Source organism: Mesobacillus subterraneus (assembly GCF_023715485.1).
Taxonomy (GTDB): domain Bacteria; phylum Bacillota; class Bacilli; order Bacillales; family Cytobacillaceae; genus Mesobacillus; species Mesobacillus subterraneus_B.
In genome coordinates, this window is the sequence record NZ_JAMBOF010000006.1 from 226,023 (window position 1) to 245,474 (window position 19,452).

At 41.3% G+C, this 19,452-nt stretch carries 23 protein-coding genes and 1 riboswitch; of the genes, 15 read left to right on the forward strand and 8 right to left on the reverse strand.

The genetic code is table 11. The annotated features are described in order from the left end of the window. The first annotated feature begins 67 nt into the window (after window positions 1-67). Window positions 68-835 carry an alpha/beta hydrolase gene (locus tag M3204_RS10965; RefSeq protein ID WP_251481351.1) on the forward strand — a complete coding sequence of 256 codons (768 nt, stop codon included), beginning with the start codon at window positions 68-70 and terminating at the stop codon, window positions 833-835. A gap of 151 nt (window positions 836-986) precedes the next feature. Here M3204_RS10965 and M3204_RS10970 read toward each other — a convergent pair whose 3' ends face one another. The 3 genes from M3204_RS10970 to M3204_RS10980 all read right to left on the reverse strand — a co-directional run bounded on the left by M3204_RS10970 (window position 987) and on the right by M3204_RS10980 (window position 3,718). After that, window positions 987-1,433: a hotdog fold thioesterase gene (locus M3204_RS10970; RefSeq protein ID WP_251481355.1), complete on the reverse strand. Its 447-nt coding sequence runs from the start codon at window positions 1,431-1,433 to the stop codon at window positions 987-989. A gap of 276 nt (window positions 1,434-1,709) precedes the next feature. Then, the gene (locus M3204_RS10975) at window positions 1,710-2,072 is read right to left on the reverse strand and encodes a cyclic-phosphate processing receiver domain-containing protein (RefSeq protein WP_251481362.1); all 363 of its coding nucleotides are present in this window, start codon (window positions 2,070-2,072) and stop codon (window positions 1,710-1,712) included. A gap of 308 nt (window positions 2,073-2,380) precedes the next feature. After that, entirely contained in the window at window positions 2,381-3,718 is a 1,338-nt protein-coding gene (locus tag M3204_RS10980; RefSeq protein ID WP_251481366.1) for an FAD-dependent monooxygenase, read from the reverse strand. A 133-nt stretch (window positions 3,719-3,851) separates the two neighbouring features. On the opposite strand from M3204_RS10980, the gene M3204_RS10985 reads away from it, so the two are divergent. Next, a complete protein-coding gene (locus M3204_RS10985) occupies window positions 3,852-4,220 on the forward strand; it encodes a MazG nucleotide pyrophosphohydrolase domain-containing protein (RefSeq protein ID WP_251481371.1) in 369 nt (122 codons plus the stop codon). Between the two features lie 54 nt (window positions 4,221-4,274). Beyond that, the gene (locus M3204_RS10990; RefSeq protein ID WP_251481375.1) at window positions 4,275-4,880 is read left to right on the forward strand and encodes a methyltransferase; all 606 of its coding nucleotides are present in this window, start codon (window positions 4,275-4,277) and stop codon (window positions 4,878-4,880) included. A gap of 90 nt (window positions 4,881-4,970) precedes the next feature. Here the strand turns inward: M3204_RS10990 and M3204_RS10995 are convergent, their stop codons facing one another. Next, entirely contained in the window at window positions 4,971-5,891 is a 921-nt protein-coding gene (locus M3204_RS10995) for an aldo/keto reductase (RefSeq protein WP_251481379.1), read from the reverse strand. 244 nt (window positions 5,892-6,135) lie between these two features. Here M3204_RS10995 and M3204_RS11000 point away from each other — a divergent pair, with 244 nt between their 5' ends. Then, a complete protein-coding gene (locus M3204_RS11000) occupies window positions 6,136-6,618 on the forward strand; it encodes a PaaI family thioesterase (protein ID WP_251481383.1) in 483 nt (160 codons plus the stop codon). A gap of 106 nt (window positions 6,619-6,724) precedes the next feature. On the opposite strand, the gene M3204_RS11005 is transcribed toward M3204_RS11000, so the two are convergent. Continuing rightward, window positions 6,725-7,234: a hypothetical protein gene (locus M3204_RS11005; RefSeq protein WP_251481389.1), complete on the reverse strand. Its 510-nt coding sequence runs from the start codon at window positions 7,232-7,234 to the stop codon at window positions 6,725-6,727. 189 nt (window positions 7,235-7,423) lie between these two features. Between M3204_RS11005 and M3204_RS11010 the strand changes: the two genes are divergently transcribed. Further along, window positions 7,424-8,197 (forward strand): SDR family oxidoreductase, encoded by a 774-nt coding sequence (locus M3204_RS11010; protein ID WP_251481621.1) that lies wholly within the window; start codon window positions 7,424-7,426, stop codon window positions 8,195-8,197. 14 nt (window positions 8,198-8,211) lie between these two features. Further along, the gene (locus tag M3204_RS11015; RefSeq protein WP_251481392.1) at window positions 8,212-8,925 is read left to right on the forward strand and encodes a nucleotidyltransferase domain-containing protein; all 714 of its coding nucleotides are present in this window, start codon (window positions 8,212-8,214) and stop codon (window positions 8,923-8,925) included. Window positions 8,926-8,954: 29 nt separating this feature from the next. Here the strand turns inward: M3204_RS11015 and M3204_RS11020 are convergent, their stop codons facing one another. Together M3204_RS11020 and M3204_RS11025 are read right to left on the reverse strand one after the other, a co-directional pair. Next, window positions 8,955-9,416, reverse strand: coding sequence for a hypothetical protein (locus M3204_RS11020; RefSeq protein ID WP_251481395.1), 462 nt, complete (start codon window positions 9,414-9,416; stop codon window positions 8,955-8,957). Between the two features lie 24 nt (window positions 9,417-9,440). Next, complete coding sequence (locus tag M3204_RS11025; protein WP_251481397.1) at window positions 9,441-9,857, reverse strand: hypothetical protein; 417 nt, start codon at window positions 9,855-9,857, stop codon at window positions 9,441-9,443. Window positions 9,858-9,991: 134 nt separating this feature from the next. Between M3204_RS11025 and M3204_RS11030 the strand changes: the two genes are divergently transcribed. From M3204_RS11030 to M3204_RS11050, 5 genes are all read left to right on the forward strand, one after another. After that, window positions 9,992-10,756 (forward strand): hypothetical protein, encoded by a 765-nt coding sequence (locus M3204_RS11030; protein ID WP_251481400.1) that lies wholly within the window; start codon window positions 9,992-9,994, stop codon window positions 10,754-10,756. A gap of 64 nt (window positions 10,757-10,820) precedes the next feature. Further along, complete coding sequence (locus tag M3204_RS11035) at window positions 10,821-11,156, forward strand: hypothetical protein (protein ID WP_251481402.1); 336 nt, start codon at window positions 10,821-10,823, stop codon at window positions 11,154-11,156. 24 nt (window positions 11,157-11,180) lie between these two features. Further along, the gene (locus M3204_RS11040) at window positions 11,181-11,474 is read left to right on the forward strand and encodes a hypothetical protein (protein WP_251481404.1); all 294 of its coding nucleotides are present in this window, start codon (window positions 11,181-11,183) and stop codon (window positions 11,472-11,474) included. Between the two features lie 22 nt (window positions 11,475-11,496). After that, window positions 11,497-15,144 carry a multicopper oxidase domain-containing protein gene (locus M3204_RS11045; RefSeq protein ID WP_251481406.1) on the forward strand — a complete coding sequence of 1,216 codons (3,648 nt, stop codon included), beginning with the start codon at window positions 11,497-11,499 and terminating at the stop codon, window positions 15,142-15,144. A gap of 25 nt (window positions 15,145-15,169) precedes the next feature. Beyond that, window positions 15,170-16,093 carry a hypothetical protein gene (locus M3204_RS11050; protein ID WP_251481410.1) on the forward strand — a complete coding sequence of 308 codons (924 nt, stop codon included), beginning with the start codon at window positions 15,170-15,172 and terminating at the stop codon, window positions 16,091-16,093. Between the two features lie 50 nt (window positions 16,094-16,143). On the opposite strand, the gene M3204_RS11055 is transcribed toward M3204_RS11050, so the two are convergent. Then, complete coding sequence (locus M3204_RS11055; protein ID WP_251481411.1) at window positions 16,144-16,698, reverse strand: hypothetical protein; 555 nt, start codon at window positions 16,696-16,698, stop codon at window positions 16,144-16,146. A 169-nt stretch (window positions 16,699-16,867) separates the two neighbouring features. Here M3204_RS11055 and M3204_RS11060 point away from each other — a divergent pair, with 169 nt between their 5' ends. The 4 genes from M3204_RS11060 to queE all read left to right on the forward strand — a co-directional run bounded on the left by M3204_RS11060 (window position 16,868) and on the right by queE (window position 19,440). Beyond that, window positions 16,868-17,254, forward strand: a complete 387-nt coding sequence (locus M3204_RS11060; protein WP_251481413.1) for a hypothetical protein — start codon at window positions 16,868-16,870, stop codon at window positions 17,252-17,254. Between the two features lie 234 nt (window positions 17,255-17,488). Beyond that, window positions 17,489-17,531, forward strand: a riboswitch (PreQ1 riboswitch). A 55-nt stretch (window positions 17,532-17,586) separates the two neighbouring features. Then, on the forward strand, window positions 17,587-18,240 hold the full coding sequence (gene queC / locus M3204_RS11065; protein ID WP_251481415.1) for a 7-cyano-7-deazaguanine synthase QueC: 654 nt from the start codon (window positions 17,587-17,589) through the stop codon (window positions 18,238-18,240). A 2-nt stretch (window positions 18,241-18,242) separates the two neighbouring features. Continuing rightward, the gene (queD, locus tag M3204_RS11070; RefSeq protein ID WP_251481417.1) at window positions 18,243-18,719 is read left to right on the forward strand and encodes a 6-carboxytetrahydropterin synthase QueD; all 477 of its coding nucleotides are present in this window, start codon (window positions 18,243-18,245) and stop codon (window positions 18,717-18,719) included. After that, window positions 18,712-19,440, forward strand: a complete 729-nt coding sequence (gene queE, locus M3204_RS11075; protein ID WP_251481420.1) for a 7-carboxy-7-deazaguanine synthase QueE — start codon at window positions 18,712-18,714, stop codon at window positions 19,438-19,440. Before queD ends, queE begins: the two co-directional genes overlap by 8 nt. Window positions 19,441-19,452 lie beyond the last annotated feature (12 nt).

Genomic DNA, 19,452 nt, shown 5'->3' on the forward strand with positions numbered 1-19,452 from the left:
CGAAGAGTACAAGAAAATTAAATTATCACCTTGTTCCATACAACAACAAAAAAACAGGAGGATTAGCATGTTTGAACATTTCAATGTTACTATTACACCTTTGAATAGAGAAAGAATGGTAAGAGTTTATCTGCCTAACAAGTACAATGAAAGTCAAGAAAAAAGATATCCTGTCCTCTATATGCATGATGGCCAAAACCTTTATAAAGACGAAGATGCTGGCTACGGTATGTCTTGGGGCATTTCGGATTTCCTCGACCACAGAGAGCTGGAAATGATTGTAGTGGGAATCGACTGTAATGATGGCTATAAAAGGCTCGATGAATATTCACCATGGGCAAGCTCGGAAATGCGGAAAATTTTCGCGCCAGAACTTGATGGGATAGGCGGGGAAGGGAAGGATTATATCGAGTATATTGTCCACGAATTGAAGCCAATGATCGATAAGAAATACCGGACAAACCCGGAAGAAACATCGATGGCCGGCAGCTCCATGGGAGGCTTGATTTCTACATACGCAGCCTGCAAATATCCTGATATTTTTAAAAAAGTAGCATCTGTATCATCCGCATACTGGTTTACTCAAGAAGAAATTGAACAACTTATTAAAGATAGCGATTTATCAAGCATTGAAAAATTTTATCTTGATGTTGGCACAAATGAATCTTCGGGCACGATCGACAGCAGAAGGTATATTGAGTCCAGCGAGGCTGTATACACGTTATTAAAAGATAAGGTTAAGGATGTGGAATTCATCGTTGCCGAAGGCGCAGTCCATAATGAACTCGCATGGCGCGAAAGGGTACCTGCAATTTTTAACTATTTATATGAATAAATTAGGCTCTTTTCGTAAACTTTGTTGCTTTTCAAACGAACAAAAGTTTCCGGTTTTCACGCTATCTTGGGTAGGGACCGATTCGAAACGCAACAATCCATGTGAAAACAGCAAAAATAAAGTGGACCAAGCTAACCTGGTCCACTTTTTATCAATCCACTTGAATGAAATATTGTTCCTTCCGGTAAGCGACTGCTTCCATGGTCGCGATTAATTCCCCGTTGCTTTCTACCCTGATTTTATACCATGCAGTCCTGTAATTCTTCTTTTCCTCTTCCGCTGTGGCCATTACAACTGTGCCAAGATGGCCGGCTGACATATAATTGACTGTAGTTGTCAAGCCAACTGATACCCTGCCATATGAGTTGCATGCAGCCTGGAAAACGAAATCAGCGAGGGCAAAAGTAACAGCACCATGTAGTGATCCATGCATATTTAACATATTGTCTTTCACTTCCATTTCAGCAGCTGCTGAGCCCTCGCCAAGATCGATAAGTTTAATTCCCAAAGACTTAGCATAGGTATCTTTCTCAAACATATCAAAAATCACTTGCTTATATTTTTGATGAATATCATGTTCATTGATTCGATTTTTCATAAGATTGGCCTCCATTTTTTTATCTATTCGATAATTTAGAGGCCATATCCTTTAAATTGAAGATTGTTTTTCTTAAAAACAGTTTTCGCATAGATTGTTGTTTTTCGAAGCAAGTGACCATCCCGCATATCTCTGTTAACATTTCTGAACAAGTAATGCATTTAAACTCGTAAAATTTGGTTGTAGAAGCAACAAAGTTTACGAAAAGAGCATTTTGAAATTACCTGCTAATAAGCGAGTTTAATTTGTGGAACCTTGGATTATAGGGAAAGGGAATTATTTGTAAGTCAATAACATCCGTGAAGTAAAGGAATGGAGGGGCAGAGGACGTAAGTTAATATTGATGGACGGCGGCATCTGGTAGTCATGTTGGGCTTGTTTAAACCATTTATACATCGCTTTTCCACCGACCGAATTGGCAGAATGGATCGTAATCCGATTAGCAAAAAGCTGTTCTTCAACCATAATTTTAACGAGTAACAAACCATTCCTTGTATAACTGGTAAGATCGTGATCCAAGGAAAGATGGTCGATGTCATAGTTTTTCAAAAGAATAAGACATTCATCAATTGTCTCTGCTAAAACATAGCCTTCAGGTGGTTGTCGATAGTCATCCAGGAAAACACTGATTTTCTTCATTTCTAGCACTCCTTCCCAAAAGAGGGGTGACTGGCTAAGAAAAGATGGATAAAACCTAGACAGTTTTTGTTCTTCTCTTAAGCCTAACACATTAACTGACAGAAAGGGACAATATCAACTTGGGAAATTCTACTATATTTGTCTCGACGAGATTCCACAGACACTTTGAAGAAAGTCAGAGTCTTCGAATTCACCTTTGTAAACCTTTAGTGTGAGGCAGCAACAAAAGCTACGAAAAGAGCCTGCTAAATCTATTCTTAAGACACCGAATCTCATTGATAACGGTGTCTTAGTCTTTTAAGTAATTTCTATTTAATAATCTTATGTTCTCCGAACACCCCAACAAGAACCATAGGTTTAAATAAACTGATTGGGTGAGCTTTCAGATGGAGAACGTTCATAAATTGCCCGTAAACTTTTTCATTATGGGAACATGCTTTCACGACTTTTTTTACATACCACTGAAGGAATGGAAGTCCAAATGGTCTATTTCCACTTGTATTTTTAAAACGAAAGTCTTCGGTAAGGGCGATCAGCCATGGGATATCAATAATCTTGCTAACTTTATTGTGAAAATCCTTCGTTAATTTCTGTTTACTTCTATACCTTAGAAGCAAGGACCTCATAGCATAGGCTTCTAGTGCAGCAATGCTCATGCCTTGCGCGAATACAGGGTCTACCCGGCCGAAAGCATCCCCAATAACGAGCAGACCTGCTGGGAAATTCCTGTATTTTTCATAATGGTAGCGACTAAGTGCAGGGAAACGGTAGACCTCAATCTCTGAATCGGGAACGGCGTTTTTTATCATTTCATGTAGATGTGGTTGTCCAAGTGTTTTGGTGTATCTTAAAAACGATGTAAGATCATTAGGTATTTCCTTTTCTCCATAACCAAGAAGTGTAACCAAAAATCGATTTCCTTCTATCGGGGATATGCTGCCGCCGCGCTCGATTTCCGGAGGATTAGGATAGACGAGAATGCTATGCCAATTACACTCTTTATAGCAAAGATTTTTGTATATCATGCTCGCATAAAACAAATCAACCTCAACCTCTGTTTTCTGAGGTTGTTCAAACCCGAAATCTTTCAGCCAGCGTGTTGTAAATGCCGCTGCCCCGGAAGCATCGATCACTATATCCGCCTCGAGATCTACTGTACTGCCATCGGCATTTTCTGCGACAACTCCGCTAATTTCATTTTCGAAGAAAATAAGCCCTTTAACTTTGGAACTATATCGATACATGATATTAGGAATAGCTTCAAGTTTTCTCTGGATATGCCACTCAAGGAACGGGCGGCTCTGTTGAATGATCGTTAAACCTGAATCATACCTGGCTTTCCAGCTTCCGTGATGAAACCAGGATAGGTCTTCAGCGAAATCAGATTGTTTCGAACCATCCTGGACCAAATCCTGAATGATACCAGGAAATAGTTCTTCAAGAATTTCTTCACCGCTTTTAAGCAATACATGTCCCTGGGCCCCCTGTGGAACTCCTTTGGTCGTTGCGACATTTTCATCCTTATGGTCTTTCTCTATTATTATTACTTCCGCAAAAAAATCGGAAAGGACCCTTGCAGCAAGCTTGCCGGCAAAGCTTCCCCCAATCACTACAACTCTTTTGCCAATTTCTCTTTGTAATGCCATCACCAAACCCCCGAATACGAACTCTCTATTAAAATGATTTATTATTATCAGCTGGATGAGTTGTGTTACATTTAATAGAATAATAAACTCATGTCATAACAACACGGATAATTTTACCTAAAGAGGTGTGAAAATGAAAGAGCTGCAAATATTTTCGAGACAATACCAAAAAGAAATGGGCTGGGACATCAATGCAGAAAGCTATTCGCAAACAAGGGAATCTTTACTGAATAATTATATGCTGTTGACAACCGAGATAGCCGAGGTGGCAGAAGAGTTAAGGAAGGCATTCAATCAAACTCAGCAGGGAATCCTTTATGGCATGGATGAGGAAAAAGCTTTCATATTGGCGAAAGCGACTATAAAAGAGGATATAGGTAAAGAACTGGCAGATAGCCTGGCATATTTGCTGAAATTTTATAATTACTTTGACATCGATATAGAAGAAAGCTTCTATGAGAAAATGGCAGAAGTAAAAGCCCGGAAAAATAAAGATATATAAATCGCCTGGGCTTAAGGATTTTACATTACAGAAGCAATGAATGGAGATTAACTGATGAAGGAACACCAATTTGATAAAATGATGAACGTAAAAACCACGGGTGATCAAAAAGGTTTCCTGCGGTCGCTTCATTACCATCGGTATGAGCCTACTCCATACGCTGCATTGGAGCTATTCGTTAAGGAGTATACCTTCAACTCAAATGACACGGTCGTTGACTTTGGCTGCGGAAAAGGCCGGTTGAATTTCTACTTAAATTCCCTATTCAACACGTTTGTTGTCGGGATAGAAATGAATGAAGTCTTTTATCATGAAGCACTTGAAAACAGAAAAAGCTATTTGAAAAACTTTAAAAACCTGTCAGATAAAATTAATTTCCAACGCTGCCTGGCAGAAGAATATTCAATTGCACCAAATGAAAATCGTTTTTATTTTTTCAATCCCTTTACTGTTCAAATTTTCATGAATGTAGTGAAAAACATTATGCTTTCAGTCGAAAAATACGGAAGAGAAGTCGACCTTATTTTATATTATCCATCTGAGGATTATATTTACTTTCTAGAGAATCAGACACCCTTTGAATTGGCACTTGAAGTTAACCTGCCTGACAATAATATCAATGAGAGATTTTTAGTGTACAGGATGTCTTATTATGATTAGAAGGTCAAATGCCTCAAGTGCTATGGCGCAAGAAACTCACTCATCGCTTAAAGAATTAAAGCCCCAGCATTAATGCCGGGGCTTTGTATATTATAGATTTACATTTTGTGGATGATTGTGATCTGCCAATTCGGCTGCTCTGGCATTCAGTTCAACCTGCTCTGGTGTTTTGCATCCTGGAATGACCGCTGTGACTGCCTGATGCTTCAAGACCCAGGCCAATGCCCAGGTAGCCATCTCGACATCTTGAGGAACTTCGTGTTTCCTTATTTCTTCAACCTGCTTCAACAAATGCGCTGTTTCTTTACTGTCATGCTTCGAACGGACATCGTCACTGCTGAAGATAGATCCCGGCTTGTATTTACCGCTTAAATAGCCACTGGCAAGTGGAACCCGTGCAAGCACACCAAGATTTTGTTTTTGGCTGGAAGGGAAGATGTTCTCTTCCGGCTTTCGGTCAAGCCGATTGTAGACAACCTGAATCGCACCAACATTCACTTTTGAGGCTTGGTCGGTCTGGTAGCTTTCCTCATTTGAACGAAGTGATATTCCCAGGTGGCGGATCTTTCCGGCCTGTATCTGTTTGTCGAGCATTGTCCATAGTTCGTCATTGCTGAATTCTTCATCGGTACAAGAGTGTGCCTGGTATAAATCAATGTAATCTGTTTTCAGTGATTTAAGTGAAGCGTCGAGCTGGTCTAACACATCACTTGCATTCCAATGGCGTGTCCGGTCAAAATTCCCATGGAAATGGTGGCCGAATTTTGTTGCAACAATCCAGTCATCACGGTTGCTTCGATTTAGGTAATCTCCAATGAGGCTTTCAGATAAATGGTCCCCGTAGCATTCTGCAGTATCAATAAAATTGATACCTGTTTCTCTCGCTTTGTTTAATATTGCATCGACTTCATATTGAGTAAAATCCTTGCCCCATTCACCACCATATTGCCAGGTTCCTATCCCAACTACAGATATATCTAAACCCGTTTTGCCTAATTGTCTGTACTTCATGTCATCACCTCGAAAATGTAGTTTGGACAAGCTTAACATGGAATGATTATTTTTTGAAACCTGAAGCAGCCGTGTTATTTATGAACCAAATAATCTCTAACACAGAATATAGATAGTAGAAATCTCATCGAAAAGATTATTCCTTTTTTAAAGTCTAAGAGCTTTTTTATTTTTCCTGGTTTGAAGGAGATTTTGCCTATTAAAAAGAATTTTAAAAGCTAAGGCAGTAAAAGGAGGATATGTCATGGAAGATCAAATCTTGAAAGCAATACAGGATGAATACCCGGAAGATTTCGCCTGGTGTTATGGATGTGGGCGTATGAATGAACACGGCCACCATTTTCGGACAGGATGGGACGGAGACAGAACAGTGACGATATACAATCCAAAGCCAGAGCATATGGCACTCCCTGGTTTTGTGTACGGAGGTCTCATAGCATCGCTAGTGGACTGTCACGGGACAGGGTCTGCAGCCCTTTTCCTGCATCGGAAAAATGGCAATGAACCTGGTGATGGAGAAGAACCGCCAAGATTTGTAACGGCTTCACTTCATGTTGATTTCTTAAAACCCACTCCTCAGGGAGCGGCTCTGAAAGCTGTAGGGAAAGTGGTTGAAATTCATCCAAAAAAATACAAGGTGGAAACAGAAGTATATGCGGGTGAAACCGTATGTGCAAGAGGGGAAGTAGTCGCTGTCGTAATGCCAAGCACTTTTACAGCCAATTAGAACTCAAGCTTTCATTACATATCAAAAGCCCAAACACTGGACAAGGCCCTGAAATTTTTCAGGGCCTTGTCCAGTTAAATTATTAGATTCTGGAAATCAAACTAAGTTATTTAACAGGTTCAAGCAAAGACGTTGGCAAATATCCTTCATCACCAGAATCCTTCATTTTCACTTTCGTTCTCCTGATGTCTCTCTCTATGATTTCAGCTTCACTGTCCTGGCTTATTTCCGATACCTGCTTTTCCTTAACAAACTGGTCCACACCTTCAATGTCATTGACCTCGATCAACTGATATAATTCATCGTATACTTCAGGGGTAAGAGCAAGATAGGCATCTTTTTGGACAGTTGCTGTATCTCCTTTTTGAAGGGTATTGTCTTTGATTTTCTGTTCACTTTCTTTGTAAGTATCTTTCATGTTCTGGATAATGCCCGGAGTTTCAGCCTTAACCTTATCTGCAACTTCTTTGGACTTTTCTTCTGTAGCGTTTGCGGCATTTTTTGTTTCTTCTTCGATTTTCTTTGCGCCTTGTTCGGCTTCTTCACTGCTGCAGCCGCTGCCTATAAAAACGGCCAAACCAAGCGGTATTATCACACTTTTTAATGAAAAGGCCATTGGTTATATCCTCCCTTAATTTGTGATGCCTATAAGGTAGGATACCACTGGAGCATTGATGTAAAACATGCAATACAATATGAATATACTGGCATCTCGGGTAGGAGTAAAAGGTTTTTTCACAACAAATCATCGACAATAATTTGGAAATGAACAATAATTATATTTAAACAAATTAAAGGAAGGGGGATTAGCTTGATAGGAAAAAAGGTTGCTATTGTCACAGGTGCCAGCCGGCTGCAAGGAATTGGTGCTGCGATTTGCCATGAGCTGGCGGATACAGGTTATGATCTTTTCTTTACATATTGGACCAACTATGACCAGGAAATGCCCTGGAGTATTGTAAATGACGAACCACAGAAGCTTCAGGCCGAGCTTTTAGAAAAGGGTATAAAAGTTTCATGCATGGAGTTGGACTTAACTGAAAATGCAGCAGCAGCAACATTGTTTGATACTGCGGAAGCGGAAATCGGTTTTGCTGATGTTTTAGTGAACAATGCTGCTTATTCTACAAGCAACGACTTTTCGAATTTGACTCCAGCTGAGCTGGACCGGCATTACATGGTAAATATCCGCGCCACTACTCTCATGAGTATTGAATTTGCCAGAAGGTTTAATAAAAATGATGGAGGAAGGATAATCAATATGACCTCGGGCCAATTCAAAGGACCCATGCCAGGAGAGTTAGCATATGCAGCCACCAAAGGAGCAATCGACGCATTGACGATCACGCTGGCAGCTGAACTTGCAGCTAAAGGGATTACCGTTAACGCGATAAATCCTGGACCAACTGATACCGGCTGGATGGATGAAGCAATTAAAAACGATTTGCTGCCGCGGTTCCCGTTTGGGCGTGTAGGGCAGCCAAAAGACGCTGCAAAGCTTGCGAGGTTTTTAGCTAGTGGAGATGCTGAGTGGATAACAGGGCAAATCCTCCATTCAGAAGGCGGATTCATACGATGAAAGGGGGAGAATACATGAATTTAAAAGATAAGCTTAATCCTTTAGGGGCAGCGAAGCTTTTTATAGAAGACCGGTTTCCCGCATGTGACGCCGCATTGCTAGCCGGCAGTGTAACAAGAGGAGAAGCTACCTCCACTTCAGATTTAGATATTGTTGTATTTGATCACCTTGTCCCCTCGGCATACAGGGAATCATTGACTGCATACGGATGGCCTATAGAGGTTTTTGTACATAATTTACAATCCTATAAATATTTTTTCGATAGTGATGTAAAACGAGCTAGGCCCAGTTTGCCAAGAATGGTTGCAGAAGGAATACCAGTCAAAAAAAACACTCTTCTTCCCACTATCCAGGCAGAAGCTGCAAGAACCATAGAGTATGGACCGGTAGAGTGGACCACAAAAGAAGTAGATATGAAACGGTACTTTATAACAGACATACTTGATGATTTCATCGGCTCAGAAAATAGGGCTGAAGAGCTTTTCATCGCAAACGCTTTAGCTGAGAGTTTGCATGAATTTGTGTTAAGGACTAACAAGAGATGGATTGGGAAATCCAAATGGATGATCCGGGAATTAAACAATTTTGATCCGTTCTTTACAAACCGTTTCGTCGATGCATTTGACAACTATTATCGAACTGGCGAGAAGAGCCTGATCATAGATCTGGCAGATTCGGTGTTGGAACCATTCGGCGGAAAGTTTTTCGAAGGTTTTTCTATAAAATAAACAAAAGCAGCCAATTAAGCTGCTTTTTCCTATGCTCTAAAAGAAAAAATAAGCAATATAGCGGAAATACCCTGGATACAGATACTTAGCAGCGCAAAGAAAATGATGATTTGCTGTTCCGTCAATGCGGTTGCCGGCAATCCGCAAATAGCAGGATTCATGATAACAGCACCAGCCATCGTCCCCATAATTCCACCTATGCCGCCATTATAAATGCCGGCAATCAGTGATTGGGCATTCAGCATCGAACCAAACAGCCAGCCAATACAAATGCCGAGCAATAAATTAATCATACCAAGAATTTCGAAATGATCAGGAAAAAGTAAAAAAAGGTTAAGCGCAGCTATCAGACCAAGCGTGCTGCTTGCAGAAAAGGTTGCTGTAAATCCGAATCTGTCATTATACAAAACTCGGGATTTATTAAGGACATAGTAAAGCCAGACACCGAATGTGAGATTAATAAAAGTTGTTGAGATTAATATTATGTGCATTAGAGACCTCCGATGCAAACTCCATTAACTTTTGTAGGCAGAGGATGCCAGTATGAAGAAGCAGCTGATAATGAAAACCTCAATCATGATCAAAAATAAAATCCCTTCTGACGCGGCGGCGCCTACCATCGGTGCCATGATTCCCATCATCAGGCCGTTAATATATCCGGTCAGCAAAGTTTGATAGTCGAATAGGTTTCCGAATAAAATTCCCGTTATACTGCCAATAACTACTGCAAACAGGGTGGTCTCCAAAAAATACAAAGGATATAGATTAATAGAGATAATCCCTGTCCCCAGTGCCATTCCCCCAGCCGCAACCATGGCAATATTCATTCCTAAATGGAACCCAATTTGCTTCCTGCGATTGTAAATGTAGATATACAAAATATACGCTGAAAAAAAATTCAAGGGATAAAACAGAATAATCCATTCTGGCAAAACACATCACCTCTTCTCTTTAATGTATTCGTATATGAATTTTATGGTGTTTGAATTTTTTACCAATTCATATGTCAATTAGGGAAATCTGCTCATAGGATAATGAGATACTTTGCTCGAGAGGAGTGACAATTTTGAAAACGGGGATGCGCCATTCGGATTATATTAAAGTTCTTTTAGATAAAAGAAAGGACGAAATCAGGCAAATCGACCCTATTCATGAAGTAGGCGATCGAATCACCTCGCCCCCTGGTGCAACACCTCTGGAAGAAAGCAGATTCATGATCGAATATATGGAGCAGAAGAATCTGCATACTGTTGTAACCGCGAAGCCAGACATGAAAAAACCATTATTGTTAAAAAAATTCTTTAAAATGCGGAGAAATCAAGAAGTCATCGTTTATATACTCTCTAAAGGTGATACATCTGAAATTACCGGAAAGGTAAGTGCAATCGGTAGGGATTTTGTCATGCTGACAAGTTTAAAGGACCGTATCTGGATTCCATATAATACAATCCAGTCCGCAAATGTCCCGGCTGGTGTACCAACTTTTGACAGTGCACATCAGAACTTTATTTATGATAACGACCTGAAAAGGAAGCTGACGACAAATTTTGGTGAAACTGTGGCAAAAAGAGATGTACTCGTTCAACAGTTTTTTGAAGAAACCCTCATGACCAATTTGGGCAGATGGCGAGGGGTATGGGTCAAGGTCATCACTATAGAAAATACCTATTGGGGAAAAATCATCTCTGCAACGGATAAAAGTGTAATGATCAAACCTCTTACGGATCCAATTGAAATTGAGCTAAATCAAATAACACATATATACTCTATGCGGCTGTTAATGCGGTTGTACATGATGGGGAAAAACATGATCAAAAGTTTTGCAGGTTGAGATTGTTGCTGTTTTAGTCCAATTCTCTAAATCAAGATTTATTCTACAAAAGAAAGGGTGAATTATGTTGCATGATGAATTATTAAAGTCGTTAGCACCTTCACCAGATCCATCACAGGTTCAGGATGAATTACTTGAACTCTTCCAGAACATGATGGGGAAACAGGTACTGATCATTACAGAATCCTCACAGCTAAATTTGCTCGGGCAAACCTTCAGACCCATTTTTTGCGGCAAAATTGCGGAAGTGGAACCAGGTCATATTACACTTACTCCAGTTACAATCAAGCTATTAAACGCACCATTCTACCAATTCCCAACACCAATATCGATCCCTTTTGAAAAAATTGCCCATTTCACAACTGATGTTGATTGCACTATGAGATTTCCGCTCGTTTAAAAAAGCATATAAGGAGGCTTTCGTATGGCACTAGATTTTTCACAAGTGACAGACGTTAATGAAATTCATGATCAGGCGATCATTCAACATTTCAAAAATGGAATTAACCATAAAGCTCTCGTTCTGTCGCCATCCTATCCTTATATTTTTATAGGGATAATTAAGAAGGTGCTTGGCGATACGGTAGAAATTGACGTTGAAACCACACACTTTGCCCAACTGGAAAACAGGAAGTGGTATATCCATATCCACAATATTGAAGTTTTTTATATCGAACGTCCAGGTGCGCCCAAAATACCAAAATTAGACGACTTGTAAAAAAGTTGAAGGGGGGAACTTAATGATACGGAAATATCATGTCGTCGCCATCTCCTTAAGGATTGTCGTTAATAATTTTGGTGACCACAATCCCAACGGGAGAATTTATGTATTAAAGGAAAATGAATCAAAAATAAAAGATCTAGTCAGCAAAAATCCATTTAAGCCAGTAGAACTCGTTCAGCCGTTGGCGATTCGAGCCAATGAAGGGGATGTAGTTGATATTCTATTTGAAAACCAGCTGCCATTTTCAGCTGGGATGCACTTTCAGGAAGCAGATTACAATGTATTGACTTCAGACGGTGCAGATGCAGGTTTCTATCCCGATACCACCGTAAAGCCCGGGGAAAAAATCCTTTATCGCCTCAATGCAAGCCAAGAAGGAATTTACTTTTTCACTGACCTTGGCAATGTCTCGAGCACTGAGCAAGGATCAAGCGTCCAAGGATTATTCGGAGCCCTACTAGTACAAAAAAGGGGATCAACCTGGACCGACCCCATTACAGGCGGCCCAATTAACAGCGGGGTTTACGCAGACATCCATCATCCTTTCCTGCCATCATTCAGGGAATATGCCTGGTTTTTCAACGATGAAATGGAGGTCAAGGATTTAACAGGAAATAGGCCGCTTAATCCGATGACGAATCAGGAAGCGGAGTCCTTCCATGGAGTTAACCTGCGATATGAACCTATGACGAACCGGAAAAGGCTGATTGAAGAAGGCGTCGTTTGCCCTGATTGTGATTCAGAAGAGGTCCACCATGATTCTTGGGTTTTCGGCGATCCCGCTACACCGATTCTGCGCGGTTATGTCGGCGACCCAGCGATCATCCGGCTGATACACGGCGGTGTGCGGGAAACTCATGTATTCCATTACCATGTCCATCAATGGCTGGGGGATTCGAAAAATATTGAGGCAGAGATTTTGGATGCTAAAGCAATTAGTCCCCAATCGCATTATTCAATCCAGCCGCTTTATGGCCTCGGAAGTCTTCATGGTGCCAAAGGGGATGTTATCATCCATTGCCATTTGTATCCTCATTTCGGGGCTGGTATGTGGGGTATAAATCGCGTATTCGACACATTGCAGGATGGAAGCCAATGCTATCCTAACGGGGTGAAAATTGAAGCCCTGCAGCCTCTGCCAGATCGGCCACTGCCGCCAAAACCTACACCTGAAAAACCGGGATTTCCTAATTTTATTCCCGGGAAGGTTGGCTTTAAGGCTCCCCGTCCCCCGCTTGGTATTGTTGGCGGACGTGAAATGACAGTCTTAGAAGAGAATGCAGCTATCCCTAATGCAAGACCCGGGGCTGTCTTTGCTGATCCATGCCTTGATAATCCTGTCGTTGTTGAATTCGATATTTCAGTCATAGAAATGCCCGTAGTTTATAACCGGCAAGGCTGGCATGATCCTAAAGCGCGGTTTTATGTGTTCGACGAAGACTTTGATGATATTCTTTCAGGAAAAAAAGAGCCAGAGCCATTGGTATTTCATGTACCCGCCGGAACGTGCATTCGGATTAATTATACGAATCGTGTGCCTCATATTCTTGATGGCGATGCATTTCAACTAGTTACAAGAACATATGAAAATGGATTTCACATCCACTTTGTGAAATTTGATGTGCTCGTTTGTGATGGAGGAAATGTAGGCTGGAATTATGACAGTTCGGTTTTGCCGGGACAGACAATCAGATATGAATGGTTTGCCGATACAGAGTTAAAGGCTTTCTTCTTTCATGATCACCTTTTTGCCAACTCACATCAACAGCACGGAATATTCGGTGCAGGCGTCATCCAGCCGAGGTTCTCTAGGTGCCTTGATTCAAGGACAGGAGAAGAGGTTGATCATGGTACTCAAGTTACAGTAGAACACCCTCTAATTCCGGACTACAGAGATCAAACACTTTTTGTCCACGACTTTGCCTTGTTGTTTGATAAAAATGGCTGTCCTATCCAGCCGCCGGATTATCCAGGATCTGAAGATGATCCAGGAGTGTTCGGGGTCAATTATAAATGTGAACCATTGAAATTCAGACTTGGGAAAGATCGTGATCCTGCTTATTCATTCAGTTCCTATGTGCATGGCGACCCTGTTACCCCGATCTTGCGTGCATATGAAGGGGACCCGATAAGGATCAGGCTTTTACAAGGGGCACATGAGGAATCACACAGCTTTAATATTCACGGCCTGAAATGGAAGGAAGAGAGGCCGGATTTGAGCTCCTCAATGAAGGCACAACAGCATATCGGTATTTCTGAGTCGTTTACATTTGAAATGGAGATCCCTTCATCTGGAGATTATCTTTGGGCGTTTGAGGATGAAGAGGATATTTGGCTAGGCACTTGGGGATTGATCCGAGCCTATGAAGAGAAAGTCGATGATTTAATTACTTTACCTGACCGAAATGATCCTCCTGGACGAACTGAAAAACTTCCAAAACAAACAGGCAAACCACCTGAACTTGCAGATCCGCAGGGAAGCCTGCCACCGAATGCGTATCCAGATGCACCTGTTAAAAAGTTTGATGTAATCGCCTTCCAAACGTCGATAAAATACAATTCATACGGTGACCATGACCCTTATGGAATCATTTTTGCTCTTGAGGAAGATGTTGATGATATCCTGTCCGGAAAAAAGAATCCGGTTCCATTGATTCTTCGGGCAAATGTAGGCGATCTTGTAGAAGTAACACTTACAAGTAAATTAAAAAAGGAACTATTCCCTTTCCCTGATGGGATCCATCCTTATCCTCCAGTAAAAGAACAGGCCTTTTATCCACCGTCGCTTCGTATTTCGCTGCACACCAGTCTTCTTGATTATGATGTAAAAACTTCGAGCGGCGACACGATTGGATTCAATCCGGACCAGACAGTCGGCCCTGGCGAAACAATCACGTACAGATGGTTTGTGGATGGACAATTTGGCACTTGCTCAATGTGGGATATGGCGGATTTACGGAATCACCGATCTTTTGGGACGTTTGGTGCTTTCATTGCCGAACCCCGCTTCACAACCTACCACGACCCATACAGTCTGGAAGAAGTGAAGACGGGTGAAAATGTTGTCCTGCGCAATCCACTGCTGCCAACCACCCGTGAATTTGTACTAATCATGCACGACGGCGTACGGTTGGAAGACAAAAACGGGAAGGTAATTATTGACCCGATCGATGGAGTCATCCCGGAAACGGAAGTATTGGAAGAAGTGGATACCTATGATTATGGATCAAGAGGATTTAATTATCGGAGCGAAAGATTGATTAACCGTTACAAAGAACATTCTGTCATGCACGAACTTTTTTCATCAGAGGTGTTTGGGGATCCATCCACTCCTGTATTTGAAGCATATCCTGGCGAACCTGTCGTCATTCGGCTGACCAATCCGGCAGAACGAAGAAGAGCTCACACTTTTCATCTACACGGGCATTCCTGGAAGTTCGATACCAAGGATTTGGATTCACGAACCCAATCCTTTATTGGACATATAGTCGCTGGACATTCAGATGATTTACCTTTAATAGGCGGCGCTGGAGGCGTCTTCAATTTCCCCGGCGATTATCTGTACCGATCTGGCAATATCCGCTGGGATATCGAACTGGGAATGTGGGGAATATTCAGGGTTCATCACGAGCTTCAGGAAAACCTGCCGCGGCTTAGTGACTGAATAAAGAGAGAAAGGATGTGACTGCATGAAGAAAAGGCACAAAATAGAGCAGACCGAGTTCGAAAGCGAAAGCTCAGAGGAATGCGAAAGCAGTACTTCTTCAATTCCGGTGGACGATTTTTGTATACCAGATGGGTGCCCTGAAAGAATTGAAACACCAAAGTTCCCATCACCGACCTCCTGCCTTTCGGAGGAAAGGCTGCATGCGCTTGAGGAAAGGATTGACGCTGCCAATCGGCTCCTTTTAGATCTGGGATTATCTAACGAACAATCTGAAAACGGCCGACGGATTTTATTTGATCGCTTAAAAGGGAAGACAGTCAAGATCAAAGTCCGCTGCTCCCATGAAGAATTAGAGGAACATCCCGAAGCAGAGGCAGGAACCGGAACAATAGGAGCGGATGTGCAATCTGATATAGAATTAAAGAATCATTGCAAAAAAAGCAAAAAGAAAAGATTGCTGAAGAAAAAGCTATCAAAGAAGAATCGTTTACAATTCAAAGCAAAAAGAAAAACCTGGAGAAAGAACAAAAATATTATTGAAGGAGTAGTCGAGCTGGTTGGCCGGGATTTTGTACAGCTCAAGAAAAAAGGTCAAAAGTTCCTCATACCGTACAGCAAGGTTTGTGTTACCTTAACTAAAAAACATTACCAGCTACCTGTCCACGAACCCTCTCTCATTGACATAGAGCCTTGCTTCCGCAGGGAACTTACTTTTAATTTTGGGGAGACTGTCGCAAACGATCCGGATTTGATACAGCTTTTTTTTAGGATAAAGTTATCCATGTACTTGAAAACCTCGGTGGGAGAAAGGATACTCGTTAAAACGGATCATGAACGACTGCAAGGAATTGTAAGAAGCATCGACAGCCATAACATAATAATAGATAATACAGCCGCCAGTTCAACTAGCATTTCCATGAATTCAGTCTGTTACATTATAAAATAAGAGTAAAATAAAGAACGCTCGAATCAGCAGGATTCAAGCGTTTTTTATGTTTACGCCTCAAAGGAGGTATCATTATCAAAATCCATCCAATTAATTGTATCAAAAGGGATCATGGTGTATCCTTTTTGTTTATGCTTTTTCTTACCTTTACTTTTATTAAGCTCTGAATCAGAATCTTTATCTGTATGGATTTCAACAAAATCAGCTCCAACATGAGTGATTTTGCCAGATACTTTTTCCACCATGCTTTCACATTGAATTCCAATTTCGATTTTGCAACCTAAGTATTTCCTTAACTTAGACGCCATTCGATTCCCTAATCCGCCGAGCCGCAAGCTGAAATTCCTGCTGCATATCTCTCGGTCACTATATTCATACCTTCGGTCAAATATGATAGCCGACTTCCACGCATGCCTGTGATGACAACCACATTGTTCAGCAGAAGTTGATTCTAAATTTTCATCCCCTGGTGATTGATGATGACTTCTACAAGAATCAATTGAAGCAAAAGGTGAATCGTGTTTGTTGCATTCAGGATTCTCACATTCCTTATGAAAAGAGTGCAGTATATCGTTAAACTGCTGCCGGTTAAATTCATTTTCCATACTATCCCTCCTTGTTATTAGTCCAAGCAATATTAATATGCAATATTTCTTGTAATCAGTTTATGAATAGAATAGTAAAACGCTTGAACAAATGCCCGGGTTTATAAAAAAACTCCATTGACCATTTAGTTCAATATGTAATATTGTTTTTGTAAGCACAGTTGGAAGGATGAGTTTTTTGGAAGAATTAATTAAAAAGCTGCGTTATAAGCAGGGGCCTGCTTTGGTATTAAACCCACCCGAGGGATACATTCTAGGCATTGAAACGGACAAGGGCGCTTCAGAACATTTTGATTTCATCCAGCTATTCGTCAACAACAGTGAGGATGTAAGAAAATGGCTCCCAGATGCACTCCCATTGCTAAATGAAGATGCACTGTTCTGGATTACATATCCTAAGCAAAGCTCCAAAGTGAAAACAGACATCAACCGTGACAGCTTATTCAAATTGGTACAGGAGCTTTCACATTTTAGGGCTGTCAGCAATGTCTCCGTCGATGAAAAGTGGTCTGCGCTGCGTTTCAGGCATAAGGACAAGGTTAAGTCCAAGAAATAATACATGAAAAAGAAAAGCGCAAGCGCCTTGGTCAGCCCCGACAAGCGCTGGAGGGCCGACCAGTGAAGTCGTTCTTTGACTTCATTGGGCGGACCGAAGCGACTCGAGGGGCTAGGCGCTGAAGCTGGACAATTCTCGAAGTGAATTTTATACTTTCTGATTTTGTAAGAAAAGCTTTCCTTTTATAAAATGTATGATAAAATTAATAAGTCAAAATTATATAAGTCCGTCTTTACGGAAGAGGTTCTAGCTACCCTCTCAAAAAAACTAAGGAAAAACAGTACTGCTGTCTTAGTGGTGCTGTTTTTTTCTGTGTAAAAGGAGATTTCGGGATGAAAAAAGACAAAGCCTTAGTCGTTTTTAGCGGCGGCCAGGATAGTACGACCTGCTTATTCTGGGCAATTAAGGAATTTGCAGAAGTGGAAGCGGTGACCTTTGATTATAACCAGAGGCACAAAACTGAAATTGAATGCGCGAAGGAAATCACGAAGGAACTTGGGATTAAGCATCACATTCTCGATATGAGTCTATTGAATCAATTGGCGCCTAATGCTCTGACAAGAACCGATATTGAAGTGAAAGATGGGGAAGACGGGGAATTGCCTTCAACGTTTGTCCCAGGCCGCAACTTATTGTTCATGTCTTTTGCCGGCGTGCTGGGAAGCCAGGTTCATGCAAAACACATCGTGACAGGTGTTTGTGAAACTGATTTCAGCGGGTATCCGGATTGCCGGGATGTGTTTATAAAGTCTTTGAACGTCACGCTAAACTTGTCATTGGATCAAAACTTTGTTATCCATACTCCGCTGATGTGGCTGAACAAGGCCGAAACATGGAAGCTTGCTGACGAACTTGGAGCATTTGACTTCGTTAAAGAAAGAACTCTAACTTGTTATAACGGAATCATTGCCGATGGATGCGGCGTTTGCCCTGCCTGCAAGCTAAGAAAAAATGGGCTGGATGAGTTTTTGAAAGGAGCTGTATAAACATGTTCGGATTTCGCATCGTAGAACAGCTTCAAAAAATAGATCAAGATATTAAGAGGGAACAGTTAAAGTATCATACAAAACGTGTACTTGTTAGCAAGGAATTCACGTTTGACTCGGCGCACCATCTGCACGACTATGAAGGTAAATGCAAAAATCTTCACGGGCATACGTATAAAGTCATTTTCGGCTTAAGTGGTTTTGTAGATAACCGAGGATTGATGATCGATTTTGGCGATATTAAGGAAATTTGGAAATCTGAAATCGAGATTCACCTTGACCACAAATACCTGAATGAGACCATGCCTCCGATGAATACAACTGCTGAAAACATGGTAGTCTGGATCTATGAAAAAATGGCTGAGGCCTTGTCTGACAGGCGCGAACTTTATTTTGGAGCGAGAGTGGAGTTCGTCCGCCTCTATGAAACTCCTACAAGTTATGCAGAAGCAAGACGGGAGTGGATCGAGAGTGAGTAAGATCCCCGTTATGGAAATCTTCGGGCCTACGATTCAGGGAGAGGGAATGGTCATCGGCCAGAAGACGATGTTTGTGCGGACTGCCGGCTGTGACTATTCCTGCTCCTGGTGCGATTCTTCTTTCACTTGGGATGGGTCCGGAAAAGATTTGATCAAGCAAATGGATGCAAGCGAGATATGGGCAGAACTTAAATCGCTTGGCGGTGAGGGCTTTTCATTTGTCACAATCTCTGGCGGCAATCCGGCGCTTCTAAAAAACTTATCTAGTTTGGTAGAGTTATTTAAAGAAAAAAATATCAAGGTTTGCCTGGAGACACAGGGAAGCAGGTGGCAGGATTGGTTTTTACAAATCGATGAATTGACTCTTTCGCCAAAACCGCCAAGTTCAGGTATGAATACAGATTTTGAGATACTGGACAGTATCATCGATCGTCTGCAAGAAAATCAATCCTCGCAAAATGTCAGCCTGAAGGTAGTTGTTTTCGATGCGGTTGATTATGAATATGCCAAGCTGGTTCACCATCGTTATCAAGATCTGCCATTTTATATGCAAGTGGGAAACGACGATATTGTCTCTTCCAAAAAAGAAAAATTGCTGTCAGACCTGCTTGATAAATATGACTGGCTTATCAATAAAGCCATGCTGGACATTGAACTTAAAAATGTAAAAATTCTTCCACAACTGCACACTTACATCTGGGGAAACAAAAGAGGAGTTTAGATTAATAGGAGG

Coding starts and splice junctions, on each gene's coding strand:
- M3204_RS10965 (WP_251481351.1), top strand. CDS start 68: ATGTTTGAACATTTCAATGTTACTATTACACCTTTGAATAGAGAAAGA.
- M3204_RS10970 (WP_251481355.1), bottom strand. CDS start 1,433: ATGAAAAATCGAATCAATGAACATGATATTCATCAAAAATATAAGCAA.
- M3204_RS10975 (WP_251481362.1), bottom strand. CDS start 2,072: ATGAAGAAAATCAGTGTTTTCCTGGATGACTATCGACAACCACCTGAA.
- M3204_RS10980 (WP_251481366.1), bottom strand. CDS start 3,718: ATGGCATTACAAAGAGAAATTGGCAAAAGAGTTGTAGTGATTGGGGGA.
- M3204_RS10985 (WP_251481371.1), top strand. CDS start 3,852: ATGAAAGAGCTGCAAATATTTTCGAGACAATACCAAAAAGAAATGGGC.
- M3204_RS10990 (WP_251481375.1), top strand. CDS start 4,275: ATGAAGGAACACCAATTTGATAAAATGATGAACGTAAAAACCACGGGT.
- M3204_RS10995 (WP_251481379.1), bottom strand. CDS start 5,891: ATGAAGTACAGACAATTAGGCAAAACGGGTTTAGATATATCTGTAGTT.
- M3204_RS11000 (WP_251481383.1), top strand. CDS start 6,136: ATGGAAGATCAAATCTTGAAAGCAATACAGGATGAATACCCGGAAGAT.
- M3204_RS11005 (WP_251481389.1), bottom strand. CDS start 7,234: ATGGCCTTTTCATTAAAAAGTGTGATAATACCGCTTGGTTTGGCCGTT.
- M3204_RS11015 (WP_251481392.1), top strand. CDS start 8,212: ATGAATTTAAAAGATAAGCTTAATCCTTTAGGGGCAGCGAAGCTTTTT.
- M3204_RS11020 (WP_251481395.1), bottom strand. CDS start 9,416: ATGCACATAATATTAATCTCAACAACTTTTATTAATCTCACATTCGGT.
- M3204_RS11035 (WP_251481402.1), top strand. CDS start 10,821: ATGTTGCATGATGAATTATTAAAGTCGTTAGCACCTTCACCAGATCCA.
- M3204_RS11040 (WP_251481404.1), top strand. CDS start 11,181: ATGGCACTAGATTTTTCACAAGTGACAGACGTTAATGAAATTCATGAT.
- M3204_RS11045 (WP_251481406.1), top strand. CDS start 11,497: ATGATACGGAAATATCATGTCGTCGCCATCTCCTTAAGGATTGTCGTT.
- M3204_RS11050 (WP_251481410.1), top strand. CDS start 15,170: ATGAAGAAAAGGCACAAAATAGAGCAGACCGAGTTCGAAAGCGAAAGC.
- M3204_RS11055 (WP_251481411.1), bottom strand. CDS start 16,698: ATGGAAAATGAATTTAACCGGCAGCAGTTTAACGATATACTGCACTCT.
- M3204_RS11060 (WP_251481413.1), top strand. CDS start 16,868: ATGAGTTTTTTGGAAGAATTAATTAAAAAGCTGCGTTATAAGCAGGGG.
- queC (WP_251481415.1), top strand. CDS start 17,587: ATGAAAAAAGACAAAGCCTTAGTCGTTTTTAGCGGCGGCCAGGATAGT.
- queD (WP_251481417.1), top strand. CDS start 18,243: ATGTTCGGATTTCGCATCGTAGAACAGCTTCAAAAAATAGATCAAGAT.